This window comes from Dactylosporangium sp. NPDC050688 (genome assembly GCF_040654515.1).
Lineage (GTDB): Bacteria > Actinomycetota > Actinomycetes > Mycobacteriales > Micromonosporaceae > Dactylosporangium.
On the sequence record NZ_JBFAIC010000002.1, the window covers coordinates 95,981 to 111,736 of the forward strand.

17 protein-coding genes and 1 tRNA gene are annotated in these 15,756 nt (G+C 73.0%); 5 read left to right on the plus strand and 13 right to left on the minus strand.

What is annotated here, in order from left to right; genetic code table 11:
- The first annotated feature begins 101 nt into the window (after positions 1-101).
- The 3 genes from AB0H83_RS02840 to AB0H83_RS02850 are packed head-to-tail and all read left to right on the plus strand — an operon-like array spanning position 102 to position 3,240.
- Entirely contained in the window at positions 102-1,130 is a 1,029-nt protein-coding gene (locus tag AB0H83_RS02840; RefSeq protein WP_360085814.1) for a GDSL-type esterase/lipase family protein, read from the plus strand.
- Positions 1,131-1,146: 16 nt separating this feature from the next.
- Positions 1,147-1,932 (plus strand): SGNH/GDSL hydrolase family protein, encoded by a 786-nt coding sequence (locus AB0H83_RS02845; RefSeq protein ID WP_360085817.1) that lies wholly within the window; start codon positions 1,147-1,149, stop codon positions 1,930-1,932.
- 60 nt (positions 1,933-1,992) lie between these two features.
- Entirely contained in the window at positions 1,993-3,240 is a 1,248-nt protein-coding gene (locus AB0H83_RS02850) for an acetyl-CoA C-acetyltransferase (RefSeq protein ID WP_360085819.1), read from the plus strand.
- Positions 3,241-3,363: 123 nt separating this feature from the next.
- On the opposite strand, the gene AB0H83_RS02855 is transcribed toward AB0H83_RS02850, so the two are convergent.
- The 3 genes from AB0H83_RS02855 to AB0H83_RS02865 form a co-directional block, all read right to left on the minus strand.
- Entirely contained in the window at positions 3,364-3,681 is a 318-nt protein-coding gene (locus AB0H83_RS02855) for a hypothetical protein (RefSeq protein WP_360085822.1), read from the minus strand.
- Complete coding sequence (locus tag AB0H83_RS02860; RefSeq protein WP_360085825.1) at positions 3,681-4,487, minus strand: Bax inhibitor-1/YccA family protein; 807 nt, start codon at positions 4,485-4,487, stop codon at positions 3,681-3,683. Before AB0H83_RS02860 ends, AB0H83_RS02855 begins: the two co-directional genes overlap by 1 nt.
- A 150-nt stretch (positions 4,488-4,637) precedes the next feature.
- Positions 4,638-4,718, minus strand: a tRNA-Leu gene (locus tag AB0H83_RS02865).
- A gap of 76 nt (positions 4,719-4,794) precedes the next feature.
- On the opposite strand from AB0H83_RS02865, the gene AB0H83_RS02870 reads away from it, so the two are divergent.
- Positions 4,795-6,579 (plus strand): hypothetical protein, encoded by a 1,785-nt coding sequence (locus AB0H83_RS02870; RefSeq protein ID WP_360085828.1) that lies wholly within the window; start codon positions 4,795-4,797, stop codon positions 6,577-6,579.
- Positions 6,580-6,583: 4 nt separating this feature from the next.
- On the opposite strand, the gene AB0H83_RS02875 is transcribed toward AB0H83_RS02870, so the two are convergent.
- The 10 genes from AB0H83_RS02875 to AB0H83_RS02920 form a co-directional block, all read right to left on the minus strand.
- On the minus strand, positions 6,584-7,948 hold the full coding sequence (locus tag AB0H83_RS02875; protein WP_360085831.1) for an NAD(P)/FAD-dependent oxidoreductase: 1,365 nt from the start codon (positions 7,946-7,948) through the stop codon (positions 6,584-6,586).
- 242 nt (positions 7,949-8,190) lie between these two features.
- Positions 8,191-8,763, minus strand: coding sequence for a hypothetical protein (locus AB0H83_RS02880; RefSeq protein ID WP_360085834.1), 573 nt, complete (start codon positions 8,761-8,763; stop codon positions 8,191-8,193).
- The gene (locus AB0H83_RS02885) at positions 8,760-10,079 is read right to left on the minus strand and encodes a DUF58 domain-containing protein (RefSeq protein ID WP_360085837.1); all 1,320 of its coding nucleotides are present in this window, start codon (positions 10,077-10,079) and stop codon (positions 8,760-8,762) included. The genes AB0H83_RS02880 and AB0H83_RS02885 overlap by 4 nt, the downstream gene beginning before the upstream one ends.
- Positions 10,072-11,061, minus strand: a complete 990-nt coding sequence (locus tag AB0H83_RS02890) for a MoxR family ATPase (protein ID WP_360085840.1) — start codon at positions 11,059-11,061, stop codon at positions 10,072-10,074. The genes AB0H83_RS02885 and AB0H83_RS02890 overlap by 8 nt, the downstream gene beginning before the upstream one ends.
- Positions 11,058-11,726 (minus strand): hypothetical protein, encoded by a 669-nt coding sequence (locus AB0H83_RS02895; RefSeq protein ID WP_360085843.1) that lies wholly within the window; start codon positions 11,724-11,726, stop codon positions 11,058-11,060. The genes AB0H83_RS02890 and AB0H83_RS02895 overlap by 4 nt, the downstream gene beginning before the upstream one ends.
- Positions 11,716-12,447 (minus strand): DUF4129 domain-containing protein, encoded by a 732-nt coding sequence (locus AB0H83_RS02900; protein WP_360085846.1) that lies wholly within the window; start codon positions 12,445-12,447, stop codon positions 11,716-11,718. Before AB0H83_RS02900 ends, AB0H83_RS02895 begins: the two co-directional genes overlap by 11 nt.
- Before the next feature lie 19 nt (positions 12,448-12,466).
- Complete coding sequence (locus AB0H83_RS02905; RefSeq protein ID WP_360085849.1) at positions 12,467-13,159, minus strand: uracil-DNA glycosylase; 693 nt, start codon at positions 13,157-13,159, stop codon at positions 12,467-12,469.
- A gap of 10 nt (positions 13,160-13,169) precedes the next feature.
- Entirely contained in the window at positions 13,170-14,120 is a 951-nt protein-coding gene (locus AB0H83_RS02910; protein WP_360085852.1) for a hypothetical protein, read from the minus strand.
- The gene (locus tag AB0H83_RS02915; protein WP_033357572.1) at positions 14,117-14,440 is read right to left on the minus strand and encodes a PadR family transcriptional regulator; all 324 of its coding nucleotides are present in this window, start codon (positions 14,438-14,440) and stop codon (positions 14,117-14,119) included. Before AB0H83_RS02915 ends, AB0H83_RS02910 begins: the two co-directional genes overlap by 4 nt.
- A 104-nt stretch (positions 14,441-14,544) precedes the next feature.
- Entirely contained in the window at positions 14,545-15,174 is a 630-nt protein-coding gene (locus AB0H83_RS02920; RefSeq protein ID WP_360085856.1) for a hypothetical protein, read from the minus strand.
- 156 nt (positions 15,175-15,330) lie between these two features.
- Between AB0H83_RS02920 and AB0H83_RS02925 the strand changes: the two genes are divergently transcribed.
- Positions 15,331-15,753 carry a hypothetical protein gene (locus tag AB0H83_RS02925; RefSeq protein WP_033357573.1) on the plus strand — a complete coding sequence of 141 codons (423 nt, stop codon included), beginning with the start codon at positions 15,331-15,333 and terminating at the stop codon, positions 15,751-15,753.
- Positions 15,754-15,756 lie beyond the last annotated feature (3 nt).

A 15,756-nucleotide genomic window follows, 5' to 3' on the forward strand; every position in this document is an offset into this window, starting at 1 on the left:
GACGATCGGGATCTTTACCGAGCGAGGCGGATACTTGCTGCAAGGAGGTTAGCCTCGGAGGTCGCTGCGAAGGCGGGAGGCGGGGAAGGGCAATGGGGGCGTTGAAGCTTCGGTCGGCACAGGTGCGGCGGATCGCCACGGCGGCCGCGGTGGGCGGCGGTGGCATCGCGGGCGCGAGCGCGCTGTTCTACGGCGTGGTCATCGGGCAGGCGCTGCTGGCCCGGCGGGTCATCCCCCAGGTCGTGAGCCCTCCCCCACGCGCCGACGGCACCTACGGCGCGCACTTCGACGGCGAGCCGATCCGCCTGGTGGTGCTCGGCGACTCCTCGGCCGCCGGCTACGGCGCCGAGCTGCCCAGTGAGACCTTCGCCGCGGCGGTCGCCGCCGGCCTGGCCGAGCAGCAGCGGCGCCCGGTGTGGATGCGCTGCCTCGCCGTCGTCGGCTGTGAGTCGCGGGGCCTGCCGCCGCAGGTGGACGTGGCACTGCGGCACCGTCCCGACGTCGCGGTGATCTGCATCGGCGGCAACGACGTCACGCACCGCGTCAGCGTGTCGCTCGCCGTGCGGCACCTGGTCGACGCGGTGCGCCAGCTGCGGGCCGAGGGCATCCAGGTCGTCGTGGGCACCTGTCCCGACCTGGGCACGATCCGGCCGATCCAGCCACCGCTGCGCTGGCTGGCCCGGCACTGGAGCCGGCAGCTGGCCATGGCGCAGACGATCGCGGTGGTCGAGGCCGGCGGGCGCACGGTGTCGCTGGGCGACCTGCTCGGCGAGCTGTTCTACGCCGAGCCCGACCGGATGTTCAGCTTCGACCGGTTCCACCCGTCCGGCGCCGGGTATCTGGCCGCTGCGCAGGCGGTGCTGCCGACGGTGATCGCGGCGCTGACCGAGCCCGACGTGGCCGCGCCGCTGACCATGGACCTGCGGGCCGATGAGGGCGTGCGGTCGCTGCCACGGGCCGCGGCCGAGGCGGCGCAGCGCCCGGGCACCGAGGTCAGCGCGGCCGAGGTGGCCGGCCGGGAGCGCGGCCCGGCGGGCCGCTGGGCGCAGCTGCGCCACCGGGTCTGGCACCGGCTGCCGCAGCAGGCGGCCCGCGAGCCCTCCCCGACCGCGGCGCAGGAGTCCACATGATCACGATGGAGTCGGCATGATCACGATCAAGCGGCTGGCGCGGATGGCCACGGTCACCGTGATCGCCGGCACGGTCGGCGGCGCGGCGGTCCTCGCGGCGCAGGCGATGGCGGCGCGGTCCAGGTCCTACGCGAAGCCCGACATGCGCCTGGCGATGCGCTCGTCGGTCGGCGCGGCCGGCAAGCCGCCGATGCGGCTGGTGCTGCTCGGCGACGCCACCGCGCTCGGCGTCGGCGTCGACCGGGTCGCCGACACCGTCGGCGGGCAGCTGGCGGCGCTGCTGGCCGAGGGCGCCGCGGGCCGGCGGGTCGAGCTGTCCAGCGTGGCCGTGGCCGGCTCCCGCTCCGCCGACCTCGCCACCCAGGTCGCCCGGGCCCTCGTCGGCCCGGCGCCGGACGTGGCGGTCATCCTGGTCGGCACCAACGACGTGACGCACCCCGGCCGGGGCTCCGACGCCGCGGAGCACCTCGGCGCCGCCTGCCGGCGGCTGCACGACGCCGCCATCCCGGTCGTCGTCGGCACCTGCCCCGACTTCGGGGCGCTGCGGGCGTTCGCGCCGCCGCTGCGGCAGCTGCTCGGCTGGCGCAGCCGGGGCATGGCCCGGCTGCAGGCCTCGGCCGCCGCGGCCGCCGGCGCGGTCGTCGTCGACCTGGCCGCGCGCACCGGCGCGGTGTTCCGGGCCGACGCCGGCACGCTGTGCCACGACGGCTTCCACCCCTCCGCCGACGGATACCGGGTGTGGGCGCACGCGCTGCTGCCCGCCGTCGAGGAGGCGGCCGCCGTCCGGAGATTCCTGCACTGAGCCTGCAGATTTATCACAGCTGCTCGTCCGGCCTGATTACCGTGCAGTAACGTGGGTCGTATGCCGGAAGCTGTCATCGTCGCCACCGCCCGGTCCCCGATCGGCCGTGCCGCCAAGGGATCACTGCGCGACCTCCGCCCCGACGACCTCGCCGCGACCATCGTGCGCGCCGCGCTGGCCAAGGTGCCCGAGCTCGACCCGCGCGACATCGAAGACCTCTACCTCGGTTGCGGCCTGCCAGGCGGCGAGCAGGGCTTCAACATGGCCCGCGTGGTCAGCACCCTGCTCGGCTTCGACCACCTGCCGGGCGCCACCACCACCCGCTACTGCGCCTCGTCGCTGCAGACCACCCGGATGGCGTTCCACGCGATCAAAGCCGGCGAGGGTGACGTGTTCATCTCCGCCGGCGTCGAGTGCGTGTCCCGCTTCGCCCGCGGCAACTCCGACGGCCTGCCGGCCGAGGCGCAGGCGGCCGTCGGCGGCCCGTGGCAGAACCCGGCCTTCGCCGACGCGTACGCGCGCACCACCAAGCGCGCCGAGGGCGGCGGCGAGCCGTGGCACGACCCGCGCGAGGACGGCGCCCTGCCCGACATCTACATCGCCATGGGCCAGACCGCGGAGAACCTCGCCGAGCTGGAGGGCGTCACCCGCGCCGACATGGACGAATTCGGCGTGCGGTCGCAGAACCTCGCCGAGGAAGCGATCAAGAACGGCTTCTGGGCCCGCGAGATCACGCCGGTGACCCTCCCCGACGGCACGGTCGCCGCCACCGACGACGGGCCCCGTCCCGGGGTGACCCTGGAGGGCGTGGCCGGGCTCAAGCCGGTCTTCCGCCCCGACGGCCGCATCACCGCCGGCAACTGCTGCCCGCTCAACGACGGCGCCGCGGCGGTCGTCATCATGAGCGACGTCAAGGCCCGCGAGCTGGGCATCACGCCGCTGGCCCGGATCGTGTCGACCGGCGTCACCGCCATGTCGCCGGAGATCATGGGCATCGGCCCGGTCGAGGCGTCCCGCAGCGCCCTGCGGCGGGCCGGGATGAGCATCGACGACATCGACCTGGTCGAGATCAACGAGGCGTTCGCCGCACAGGTCATCCCGTCGTACCGGCAGCTGGGCATCCCGATCGAGAAGCTCAACGTCAACGGCGGGGCGATCGCCGTCGGGCACCCGTTCGGCATGACCGGCGCCCGCATCACCGGCACCCTGATCAACTCGCTGAGCTGGCACGACAAGTCGATCGGCCTGGAGACCATGTGCGTCGGCGGCGGCCAGGGCATGGCCATGGTCATCGAGCGTCTGTCATAGGCCGGGACCTGTTTCACAAGGGATGTCCGGGGCGGCCGCCTCGGCTCGACCCTCTTGTGAACAGGCCCTAGAGTCGTCCCGGCCGGGCGCGGTGCACTGCGGCCTCACTGGTGAGCTCAGGCGTCAGAGCTGCCCGCGCACGGCCCGCACCTTCTCGGCGGCCTCGTCCATCAGGGCGGGGCCGCCGAAGCGTGCCAGGTCCGCCGCCACCACCCGCAGCTGGTCCGGCAGGACCAGGTCGTTGTCCAGCCGGGGCACCGGCTGGCGCGGGCGGCCCTCCGCGTCGGCGCAGCGGTCCGCGAGCCACTGCACGAGGTCGTGCACCAGGTCGCCGCGCGGGACCCCGGACGCACCGGACGCCGCCCATCGGGACGGCGTCCAGTGTCCGACCTGCCCGGCCAGCCTGCCCACCGTCTCGGTGAGCCGGTCGCCGGGCCCCATCAGCGGCGCAGGTAGCTGAGCATGCGCAGGATCTCGTAGTACAGGAAGATCAGCCCGACCAGGATGCCGAACGAGCAGTACCACGAGTACTTCTCCGGCAGGCCGAACCGCACGCCCTGCTCGACCGCGTCGAAGTCCAGCACGAACGTCAGGGCCGCGACGACGATGATCACCAGGCTGAAGACGATCGGCAGCCAGCCGACCTTGCCGTCGGTGCCGTAGTCGCGCAGGCCGAGGTTGACGCCGAACAGGTAGAACAGGTAGTTGGCCAGGCTCAGCACGACGACGCCGATGAGGGCGCCGATGACCATCTTCGTGAACCGGGGCGTGGCCCGCAGGATCTGCAGCTTGTAGAGCACTGCCATGATCGCGAAGATGCCGAACGTGCCGATGACCGCCTGGATGACGATGCCGTTGAAGGCGTGCTCATACCAGCGGCTGACCAGGCCGAGCGCGACGCCCTGCAGGGCCGCGTAGGGGATGATCACGGCCGGGTTGGTGATCTGCATGAACGAGATGACCAGGCCGAGGACCAGACCCGCGACGATCGAGCCGATGGCCGCGATCGCGGTGATGCCGCCGACGTCCGGCAGGAGCACCCAGGCCCCCGCACCGAAGATGCCGGTGACCGCGAGCAGGGCGACGGTGCGCACGACGACGTCGTCGATCGTCATCGCGCGGGTGGCGGCCGGGGGCGGTGGATACCCGTAGCCGGCCGGCGCGCCGAAACTCGGCGGCTGCACCTGCGACCGCTCCTGTCGCGCCGCCTGACCAAGGCGGTTGAGCACCGGGTTCGAACTCTGCACGATCAGCCTCCAAGGGCGTCGCATTCATGTGTACGACCAGCGTACCCCCCGTACCCCGATGAACTGGATCTCAGTCTCGGGGGCCGGATGCGCCCGCCCGGTGGCGATCACCGTACCGACGGAACATGGACGCACGGCGAAAGCAATCGGTGCCCGGGGCGGGGTTCGAACCCGCACGCCTCGCGGCAGCCGCTTTTAAGGCGGCCGTGTCTGCCGTTCCACCACCCGGGCGTAGAAACGCGTCTCACGGTAGTCCGTCCGACGAACCCTCAACACCGACAAGGGGACCGCCGTTACTGTCATCCGGGTGAGCAGCACCCCACTGACCGACGAGGTTGAGATGGCGCCGCCGGAGACCTTGACAAAGGAAGGTCCACCGTTGCAGGTGCGCCGGCGGTGGCCCGTCGACGTCGCCGCCGGGCTGCTCTTCACGCTCGCCGCCGCGCTGCTGACGCACCGGATGTGGCCCGATCCGGCCGGGCGGGTGCTCGCCCTCAACCCCAGTGACCAGGCACTCGACGAGTGGTTCCTCGCCTACGCCACCCGAGCGTACCGCGGCGACTTCTCCCTCGTGACCGGCATGCTCAACGCCCCCGACGGGGTCAACCTGCTGTGCAACGCCTCGCTGATCGGCATGGGGCTGCTGCTGGCGCCGGTCACCCTGGCGTTCGGCGCGCCGGTGACATTCAGCCTGCTGGTCGCCGGCAACCTCGCCGCGACCGGGATCGGGTGGTATCTGCTGTTCGCCAGGACGCTCGGCGTCCACCGGGCCGGCGCGCTGATCGGCGGCGCGTTCGCCGCGTTCGCGCCCGGCATGGTGTCGCAGTCCAACGCGCACCTGCACATCACCGCGGCGTGGCTGGTGCCGCCGATCGTCTGGTGCGTGGTCCGCCTCGCCCACCAGACGGAGGTCGACCGGCGCACCGTCCGGACCGGGCTGCTGCTCGGCGTCCTGGTCGCGGCCCAGTTGTTCGTCGGCGAGGAGGTGCTGTTCCTCGCCGCGGTGACCCTCGCGCTGTTCACGATCGTGTTCGTGGCGCACGCCCGGCCCCCGGCGCGGGTCGTCCCGCCGTTCGTCCTCGGGCTCGGCCTCGCCGCCGGGCTGGCCGCGGCGCTGCTGGCGTACCCGCTGTGGCTGCAGTTCCACGGGCCACAGAGCGCCGACGGCGGGGTCTTCCTGGCCTCGTACTTCTCCGCCGACCTGTACAGCTTCACCGCCATCTCACCGCTGTCGCTGGCCGGCGACGACGCCACGGCGCGGCTGGTCAGCGGGCCCGCCGAGTACACGACGTTCTTCGGCGCGCCGCTGCTGCTGGTCGTGCTCGGGGCGACCGTGTGGATGTGGCGGCGCCCGGCCGTCGTCGCGTCGGCGGTCACCGCGGTCGTGCTGTGCCTGCTCGCCCTCGGCCCGTTCGTGGTGGTGGACGACGAGCCGACCGAGCAGCGGGGGCCGTTCGCGCTGCTGACCGGGCTGCCGGTGATCGAGTCGGCGCTGCCCACCCGCTTCGCCCTGGCCGCGATCCCGCTGCTGGCCGTCATCCTGGCCCGGGTCGTCGACGCGGCGATCACGCAGACCGAGACGTTGCGGCTGCTCGTGCCGGTCGCCGTGGTCGCCGCCCTGGTGCCGCTCGCGCCGGCGCCGCTGCCGGTGGCCGACCGGGCGCCCGTGCCGGCGTTCTTCACCGAGGGGTTCTGGCAGGTGTACGTCCCGGAGGACGGCGTCGTCGTGCCGGTGCCGCTGGCCGACCCGCGCGACCCGGACGCGATGCGCTGGGCCGCGGCGACCGACGCGCGGATCGCCATGCCGCAGGGCTGGTTCATCGGGCCGTACGGCAAGAACGGCGCCGCCGCCGTCGGCGTCTACCCCCGCCCGACGTCGCAGCTGCTGCAACGGGTCGCGAAGTCCGGCACCGCGGCGACCGTCACCGGCAGGGACCGCGAGGCGCTGCGGCGGGACATCGCGTACTGGCGGGCGGCGTCCTTCGTGCTGGACGTGCGCCACCCGCAGGCCGGGGCGCTCAAGCAGACCATGGACGAGCTGCTCGGCCCCGGCGAGCGGGTGGAGGACGTCTGGGTGTGGCGGGCGCGCTGACCCGCTACGCGGCGGCCTTCGACCGCTGCTCGGTCTTCGTGGGCAGCTGGATCGGCGGGGCCACCGTGAGGAACGGCTCGCGCGGCTCGTGCAGCGACCCGAGCGCGACGACCTCGCGGCGCAGCACCAGTTGCAGCGTCCAGTCCACCAGGACCCGGATCTTGCGGTTGAGCGTGGGGATCCGGCTCAGGTGGTACGTCCGGTGCATGAACCACGCGGGCAGGCCGCGCACCTTCACGCCGTAGACGTGCGCGACACCCTTGTACAGGCCGAGGCCCGCGACCGAGCCGACGTGCTTGTGCTTGTAGTCCACCGGCCGGCGCCCCCGCACGACCGCGGTGATGTTGTCGGCCAGCTTCGCCGCCTGGCGCACCGCGTGCTGCGCGCTCGGCGAGCACAGCGCACCCGGCACGCTCGAGGTGAGGTCCGGCACAGCGGCGCAGTCACCGGCGCTCCACGCTCCCTCGACCACGGCCCCGTCGGCGTCCACCACCTGCAGCGTCGGCAGGCAGGTCACCGCGCCGCGCGGCGTCCTCGGCAGGTCCGTGTCCTCCAGCATCGGGTGCGGCTTCACGCCCGCGGTCCACACGATCGTGTCGGCCGGGAACTCGTCGCCGTCGGACAGCTTCACGATGCCGTCGACGCACGACTCCAGGCGCGTGCCGAGCCGGATGTCGATCGCGCGGCGGGTCAGCTGCACCACCGTGTACGCGCCCATCTCCGGCCCCACCTCGGGCAGGATCCGCTGCGCCGCCTCGACCAGCACGAACCGCACGTCCGACTGCGGGATCTCGGGGTAGTAGCGCAGCGCCCCGCGGACCATGTCCTCCATCTCCGCGAGGGCCTCGATGCCGGCGTACCCGCCGCCGACGAACACGAAGGTCAGCGCGCGCCGCCGGGTCGCGGGGTCCGACGTGGTCGCTGCCACGTCGAGCCGGTCCAGGACGCTGTTGCGCAGGAAGATCGCCTCGCCGATGGTCTTGAACCCGACCGCGTGCTCGCGCAGCCCCGGGATCGGCAGCGTGCGCGACACGGAACCCGGCGCGACGACGATGTGGTCGTACGGCACCTCGCGGGCCGGCCCGACGATCGGCTGGACGATGGCCACCTTGCGGGCGTGCTCGATCCGGGTGACCTCACCGGAGAGCACGTGGCAGCGCTTGAGCTCGCGCCGCAGCGGCACGACCGTGTGCCGCGGGGAGATGTTGCCGGCCGCCGACTCCGGCAGGAACGGCTGGTAGGTCATGTGCGGCTGCGGGTCGACGACCGTCACTTCGGCCTCGTGCCGGTGCAGCTTCTTGGACATGCGCAACGCGGCGTACAGCCCGACATGGCCGGCACCGACGATCAGGATTCGCTTGGGAGCCACGAGCCCAACGCTAACGGCGAAACCCGCCCACCTTCAGTCAGGCCACAGACATGTAACGATCGTTACCAGGGTTGTAACGGCGCTCACTGTGCCGGCTGCGGCGCGCTGGTCGCCGTCGCACCGGACCACCGCGGTGATCCAAGTCGCGCCCCGGCCACCCGGACGACCACCACACGACTTCGATCACGCAAGCAAGATCACCAGTGAGCCGACCGCCACCCTGTCGTGCCCGGCGGAGTGGGTCAGGTGGACTTGCGGGTGATGAGCCAGGCGAGGGCGCCGGCGGCGAGCAGGCCGATCAGGGAGGCGGCGAGGTACACCGGGCCGATGACGAGCTTCACGACGGCGAGGAGCAGGACGCTGACGATGGCGCTGGCGCTGACGATGGCGGTGGCGCGCAGGAGCCAGGTGAGGATGACGCCGGGCGAGACGATGGCGTCATACGGCAGGGCGGCAGCCAGGGCGGCCAGGGAGTGCAGCAGATACAGGGCCGCGGCCAGGGCGATGACCCGCGGAATCGTGATGACCTGGTCGTACGCGTAGCTGCCGAGGAACCAGCCGAAGGCGCAGAGCAGGATGGCCAGGCCGACGAGGCGGGTGCGCGGGAAGACGGCCGGGAGGGTGGCCAGGACCGCGGCGAACGCCATGGCGGCGGGGCGCAGGATCAGCTCGGCCGGGAAGGCGACCAGGGCCGCGACCAGGGTGAGCAGGAACACCAAGAAGCGGACGAGCAGGGGGCCGGCGGCGGCGCGCTCCAGCATGTCCTTGACCCGGCCGAGGCGGGTGAGCAGGAAGTCCTGCAGCTCCTCGATCATTTGGTGACCGTCCGGGAGAGGGCGACGCGGGTCACGCCGCGCAGGACCTCGTCGAGGCTGCCGGCGCCGCCCCAGGGGACGACAGGGACGCCGTGCTCGCGGAGCTGGCCGATGACGCTGTCGCGTTCCAGGGACCAGAGGCGGTGGGCGACGGGGCCCCAGGGGCCGGCGCCGCGCAGCGGGCCGGAGGCCGAGGTGAGGGTGTCGACGGCGACCACGAAGCGGCCGGCGCGGGCCAGGTTGGCCAGCATCGCGGCGGAGCGCGGGTCGAGCAGCGGGGTGAGGACCATGACGAGCGCGTTGTGCTGGACCATGTGCGGGCCGAAGACCGAGGGCGGCGGCTCGTCGGCGACCTGGGCGGGGGTGATGTCGAGCAGCCACTCCAGGGTGGTCATGTAGTGCCGGCGGCCGCTGGCGGCGCGCAGCTGGCGGATCTGGCCGCCGTACTCCAGCAGCGCCACCCGGTCGCCGCGGCGCAGGTAGTGCTCGGCGATGCCGGCGGCGGCGCGCACGGTGGTGTCCAGCACAGAGGCGCGGCCGTCGATGCCGCCGGAGCGGCCCGCCTCGTGCAGCGCGTCGAGCAGGACGACGACCTCGGCGTCGCGGTCGGACAGGGTGCTCACGACGTGCAGCTCGCGGGTGCGCAGGGAGACGCGCCAGTCGATGCGGCGCAGCCGGTCGCCGGAGCCGAAGCGGCGCACGCCGGCGAGCTCGCCGCCCTCGCCTGCGCGGCGGGAGCGGTGGCCGCCGACGTGCCCGGCGGCGCGGGGCATGGCCTCGTCGGCGTCGAAGTGCTCGATCGCCGGGTACGCCTTGACCGGCAGCGCGGGTGCCTGCACGGGGCGGCTGATGAGCAGGCCGTCGGCGGCGAAGGCGTGCGCGGTGACCGGGCCGAGCGGGTGGCGGCCCCAGCGCAGCACCCGGCCGTGCAGGTCGACGCCGGCGACGGTGCGGGGGTCGACGCCGACGACATACGGCCGGTCGCTGTGCTCCAGGCGGATCCAGCGCGGCACGGCGAGGCGGACCACGACGAGGTCGAAGCCGCCCGGGTTGGGGTTGCCGACGCCGACGTTCACGTCGAGGTCGGCGCCCTCGACGACGAACGGCTCGGCCGTGGTGACCTCCACCGTCGGCGCCCGGCCGGGGCGGCGTGCCAGCGACAGCGCGGTGCCGAGGGCGAACGGCGTGGCCAGCACGACCAGGTCGAACCGGCCGGTGAGGACGGCGGCGAGGACGAGCACCGCGGCGACGAGCACAGCCCGGCCGAGCGCCCGGGTCGGCTCGAAGGCGCGCGCGTGCGTGCGCCGCTCAGCCACGCCTTCCGCCGTAGGTGGGCAGTGCGCCGCTGGCCGGGGTCGGGGTCTGCGCGAGCACCTCGCCCACCACGGTCCGGGGGTCGATCCGCTTGAGCCACATCTCCGGCAGCAGCGAGATGCGGTGCGCGAGCGCCGGCACGGCGACCGCCTTGACGTCCTCGGGGATGACGTAGTCGCGGCCGCTGAGGGCGGCGGCGGCGCGGGCCAGCAGCAGCAGCGCGAGCGAGCCGCGGGGTGAGGCGCCGACGAGGACCTGCGGGTGGGATCGGGTCGCCGCGGTCAGCGCGACGATGTACCGCCCGATCGAGTCCTCGACGGTGACGTCCTCCAGGGCGCCCTGCATGGCCAGGAGGGTCTCGGCGTCGACGACCGGCTCGATGACCGCCTCTTCCTGGCGGCGGCTCATCCGGCGGCGCAGCACCTCCCACTCCTCATCGGCCTCCGGGTAGCCGAACGACACGCGGAGCAGGAACCGGTCGAGCTGGGCCTCGGGCAGCGGGTAGGTGCCCTCGTACTCGATCGGGTTGGCGGTGGCGAGGACGTGGAACGGCGGGTCGAGCCGGTAGGTGGCCCCCTCGACGGAGACCTGCCGTTCCTGCATCGCCTCCAGCAGCGCCGACTGGGTCTTCGGCGGGGTCCGGTTGATCTCGTCGGCGAGCAGCAGGTTCGTGAAGACCGGTCCGGCCCGGAACGTGAACTCGTGCGAGCGCTGGTCGTACAGGAACGAGCCGGTCACGTCGGCGGGCAGCAGGTCGGGAGTGAACTGCAGCCGGCGGAACCCGATGCCGAGCGTCTGCGCGAACGAGCGCGCGGTCAGCGTCTTGGCCAGGCCCGGCAGGTCCTCCAGCAGCACGTGCCCGCCGGCGAGGATGCCGGCCAGGACCAGCTCCAGGGAGTCGCGCTTGCCGACGACCACCGTGCCGACCTGGTCCAGGACCACCTTGGCGATCCGGCCAACTTCGGCCGGTGCGAGCGTCTTCATAGGTCCTCCACCTTCGCGACGATCGATGCTACGACGCCCGGGCTCGGCACGCGCGTGGGCGGCTGGTGCAGCAGCGTCCACAGCTCGTCGCCCAGCAGTGCCCTGGCCTGTCTCGGCGAGCCCGCCAGGGTGATCCCGTGCCGCTGCCGCAGCCTGGTGTCCACCAGGTCGGCGATGCGGGGCACGACGAGCGCGGCGAAGCGCTTCGCGTCGCGCTCGCCCCACACCAGGCGGTCCTCCCACCGGCCGACGGCCAGCCGCAGGCCGTCCAGGACCGGCACGCCGTCCACGACGTCCCCGGTGCGCCGGGTCTTGGCCAGGGCCTTCTTCTTCGCCAGGTTCGGCGCCCGGACCGGGGTCAGGCCCCGCCCGGTGACGGTGACCGGCAGCTCGTCGGCGCGCACCTGCCGCAGCGCCTCCTGGATCACCGCGACCGCGAGGATGCCGAGAAAGACGAGGGGGTACGAGGTGGTCAGGCCGAACACGTACAGCAGCCCCCACCCGACGGTGGTGAGCGCGACCGCGATGAACAGCCGGCGGATCCACCACCGCGTGTCGTACGGCCGCGAAGGGCGGCGCACCGGCCGCGGGTCGGCGGCGACGGCGGTGCGGCCGGCGTTGAAGAGCTCCTCGAGGCTGACCATCTCGTCGGGGTTACGCGCCATGCACGGCACCTCCCTGCACCCCGCGCAGCGCGAGCTCGGCCCGCAGCTGCCGCAGGGCCTCGATCGCGCCCTGGCGGGTCCGCTCGTCGACGGGGTGGGTCGCGTAGCGGGCCTCGCGGTAGACGTAGGCCAGCCCTTCGAGGGTGGGCCGGCTGATCTGGTGGCCGGCCAGGAGCCGGGTGACCAGGTCGGTCGGGCTGTCGCCGGTCTCCCGCGGGGTGCCCGCAGCCGCGGCGGCCCGCTCCAGGCGGACCCAGCAGGCGATGACGGCGCGGCGCGGGTCGCTGTCGGTGTCGGACAGCTCGACGATGCCGGCGTCGACCGCGGCGATCACCGCGGCGCCGCCGTCGTCGGTCATCGGGGCCGGCCGCTTCGGCTCGACGAACAGCCGCGCCTTGCGCTTCGGGTCACCGTTGCGCAGCAGCGACCAGACCAGCACGCCGGCGGCGGCGACCAGCACGAGCACGCACAGGACGCCGGCGGTGTACGACACCCAGTCGGGCAACGCGAAGGACGACGCCTGCTCGGGGGCGGCCTCCGGCGGCAGCGACGCGGCCACGGTGCGGGTCGGCAGCGCGGAGGGCGCCTGCGGGCTGGGGTTGAGCGGCGGCACCGGCAGCTTGTTGATCTCCGGCGAGGAGGTGGCCGCGGCGACGGCGGCGACCCCGAGGACCCCGATCACGGCGAGCACCGGCAACCAGCGGTTGAAGGTGCGGTCCATGACATCCCGTCGGTCAGCGTCATCCGATCCCGGCGAGTGCCTTCGCACGGGTGAAAATCTCGTCCAGCATTCCTGGCGTGAGCCTGCCGGTAAAGGTGTTCTGCTGGCTCACGTGGTAACAACCGAGCAACGCGGGGGCGCCGTCGGCCTGCCACAGGGCGCCGTGGCCGAACGGTACCTTCCGCGCCGGTGCTACACCGTAGACGGCGCGCAGCGCGGGCCAGAACGCGGCCCACGCGAACCCGCCCAGCGCGATGACGACCCGCAGGTCAGAGCGGATGAGGGCGAGCTCGCGGTGCAGGAAGGGCGCGCAGGTGTCGCGCTCGGCGGGGGTCGGCTTGTTGTCCGGCGGCGCGCACCGCACGGCGGCGAAGATGCGCGTCGCGGTAAGGGTCAGGCCGTCGTCGCGGCTCGTGCTGGTCGGCTGGTTGGCCAGGCCGGCCCGGCGCATGGCGGCGAACAGCACGTCACCGGACCGGTCGCCGGTGAAGATGCGACCGGTCCGGTTCCCGCCGTGCGCCGCCGGGGCCAGGCCGAGGATGCCGATGCGGGCGTCGTGGGCACCGAAGCCGGGGACCGGGCGGCCCCAGTACTCCTCGTCGCGGAACGCGGCCCGCTTCGTCGCCGCGACCTGCTCGCGCCAGGCGACCAGCCGAGGGCACCGCCGGCAGTCGGCGATCTCGGCGTCGAGGCGGTCCAGCGCGTCCGTCACGCCCCCAAAGCTAGCGGGACGGCGAGGGGCTCACCGAGGGGGAGACGGACGGGGACGGCGGCGCGGACGGGGACAGTGACGGGGACACGGACGGGGACGGGGACGCGCTGCCGGTCGGCTCGGCGGCCTCGGTCTGCGACGGGCTGGGGTGGGCCGTGCCGAGGCACAGCGGGTAGCTCGCCGGCCGGTCGTCATCGCTGCCGGTGCAGCGCCAGTAGTCGCCGACCTGGATCGGCCTGCCGTTCTGGTCGTACAGGGTGACGTGGTCGAGCTGCCGGCCGTGCTCGTCGACGGGGAAGACGTTGGTCACGCCGTCGAACGGCCCGCCGCCGGTCTGGTAGTAGCCCTGCGGGCCGTCGTAGCCGCGCAGGATCGCCGGCGCGTTGGCGATGAGGAACAGCAGGCCGACGACGGCGACCGCGGTGCCGGCGTATCCGACCCAGCGGGGCACCCTCGGCACGCCGGTCGCGCCGATGCGGATCGACACGACGATCGCGACGCCGAGCAGCAGCCAGCCGATGGGGTCGTCGAAGCGGTCGGCCGGCACGATGTCGACGGCGAAGATCAGCACCACAACCGCCACGGCACGGGCGATCCACCACGCCGGGCGCAGCAGCCGCAGGAACTGTGTCGCCCGCGGGTAGCCGATGAGCCGGCCGGCGCGCTGGTCGAGGCCCGGCAGGGCGGCGACGAACCGCTGGTAGGCCACGACGATCGGGGCCCGGTCGGCGGCCCGGCCGGGGCCGGCGTCGAGGCCGGCGGCGGCGCGCAGCTCGGCGGCGTAGGTCGCCGGCGGGCCGAGCCGGTCCACGAGGGGCCCGCCCTGCTCGGCGATCACCTCGGCGAAGTGCGCCGGCAGGTCCTCCAGCAGCTCGTCGCGGGCCTCGGCGGGCAGGTCGGCGAGGGCCGCGGCCACCCGCTCGTAGTAGTAGTCGATCTCGATGGCGGTCCCCTCGGTCACGACGCCTCCCCGATCAGCTGGTCCATGGTCGCGGCGAACCCCCGCCACACCTTGCCGGAGGCGTTGAGCTGGGTGCGGCCGGCGGCGTTGAGCGCGTAGTACTTGCGGTGCGGCCCCGACTCGCTGGGGACCACGTAGGTGGTGAGCATCCCGGCCTGGAAGAGCCGGCGCAGGGTGCCGTAGACGGAGGCGTCGCCGACCTCATCGAGCCCGGCCGAGCGCAGCCGGCGCAGGATGTCGTAGCCGTATCCGTCCTCGTCCCGCAGGACGGCGAGCACGGCCAGGTCGAGGACCCCCTTGAGCAGCTGGGTGGTGTCCACGTGAAGCAGAGTAGTACGCAATGCGCAGTACTATCAAGCGCAGAATGCCGGACGAGCGGCCCGCGTGTCGCGGACCGCCCGTCGGGACGAGAGTGTTGCGCGCGTTACTTGGCCGGCGCGAGGCAGAGGGCCTGACCGTCGGCGACGTCGGTGCCCTGCCAGAGCACGGACTTGGCGCCCTCATCGATGTAGGCGTCGCAGACCGTGGTGCCGTCCTTGAGCGCGTCGGCCTGCGCGACACCTTCCGCGATGCCCACGACCTTGTACTTGGCCTTGGCGTCGGTGCACGCGACGATCTTGAGGTCCACCTCCTTGGTGACGTCGTCCTGGATGGTGTCACCCTCGAGGCAGTCGCCGACCTTGGCGTTGGTGGAGCTGTTCTTGATCGAGTCGAAGATGCTGCTGCCCGTCGCGTACAGGATGCCGCCGCAGATCAGGCACAGCGCCACGATGACCGCCACGATGATCAGGATGATCTTGCCGGCCTTGCTGCGGCGCGGCGGGGGCGGCGGGGCGCCGAACGGGGCGCCACCCGGGGGCGGGCCGTACTGCGGAGCGCCACCGAACTGCGACTGGTCCCCGTACTGCGGAGCGCCGCTGAACGGCTGATCCCCGTACTGCGGGGCGCCACCGTACTGCGGCTGCTGCCCGTACTGCGGCGGCTGCTGCCCGTACGGGTCACCGCCACCGGGAGGCGGCGGGTAGCCGCCGGGCGGCGGGTACTGATCTGACATGTGGTTCCTTCCGGGGTATACCGCAAAGATCACCCTATCGGGCGAAGTGGTCTTGAGCTTGCAAAAGCGACCCACCGGCCCTCGGGCGACGGCTCACGATAACCGCAGACGCGTGCAGGACACAGTCCGGTGCGCAGGCGTATTACGGTGTGCGCCGTGACCGATCTGTTGAAGCGCCTCGCCTCGGCGCCCGGTGTCTACCGCGGGCGTGGCGACGGGCTGGAGTCCGGACCGTTCGTCGCCCGCATCAAGGTGACCTCGGTGGTGCGCGGCAACGCGATCACCCTTGATTACGAGGCGGTCAGCGACAGCAAGGGGCTGCAACACGTTGAGCACACCATCCTCACAGCCAGTGAGGCCGGGCGGCTCGAATTGCACGTCACCTGCCTGGAATTGCCCGGTGTGACCCGATTTGTCGAGCATGAGCCCGGCGTGTTCAACGCGTACGAGGGCCCCATGCCGGCGAAGATCATCATGACCATGCCCCAGGAGGGCGTGCTCACCTACGGCTGGTGGTGGTCCCGCGACGACGCCGAGCCGCGCGAGCAGTCCCGCGCCGAGGTCCGCCGCACCGGCTGATAC

Bases quoted from the DNA above. Each gene is read 5' to 3' on its own strand.
- AB0H83_RS02845 (WP_360085817.1), top strand. From the start codon at position 1,147: ATGATCACGATCAAGCGGCTGGCGCGGATGGCCACGGTCACCGTGATC.
- AB0H83_RS02850 (WP_360085819.1), top strand. From the start codon at position 1,993: ATGCCGGAAGCTGTCATCGTCGCCACCGCCCGGTCCCCGATCGGCCGT.
- AB0H83_RS02855 (WP_360085822.1), bottom strand. From the start codon at position 3,681: ATGGGGCCCGGCGACCGGCTCACCGAGACGGTGGGCAGGCTGGCCGGG.
- AB0H83_RS02880 (WP_360085834.1), bottom strand. From the start codon at position 8,763: ATGATCGAGGAGCTGCAGGACTTCCTGCTCACCCGCCTCGGCCGGGTC.
- AB0H83_RS02890 (WP_360085840.1), bottom strand. From the start codon at position 11,061: ATGAAGACGCTCGCACCGGCCGAAGTTGGCCGGATCGCCAAGGTGGTC.
- AB0H83_RS02895 (WP_360085843.1), bottom strand. From the start codon at position 11,726: ATGGCGCGTAACCCCGACGAGATGGTCAGCCTCGAGGAGCTCTTCAAC.
- AB0H83_RS02900 (WP_360085846.1), bottom strand. From the start codon at position 12,447: ATGGACCGCACCTTCAACCGCTGGTTGCCGGTGCTCGCCGTGATCGGG.
- AB0H83_RS02920 (WP_360085856.1), bottom strand. From the start codon at position 15,174: ATGTCAGATCAGTACCCGCCGCCCGGCGGCTACCCGCCGCCTCCCGGT.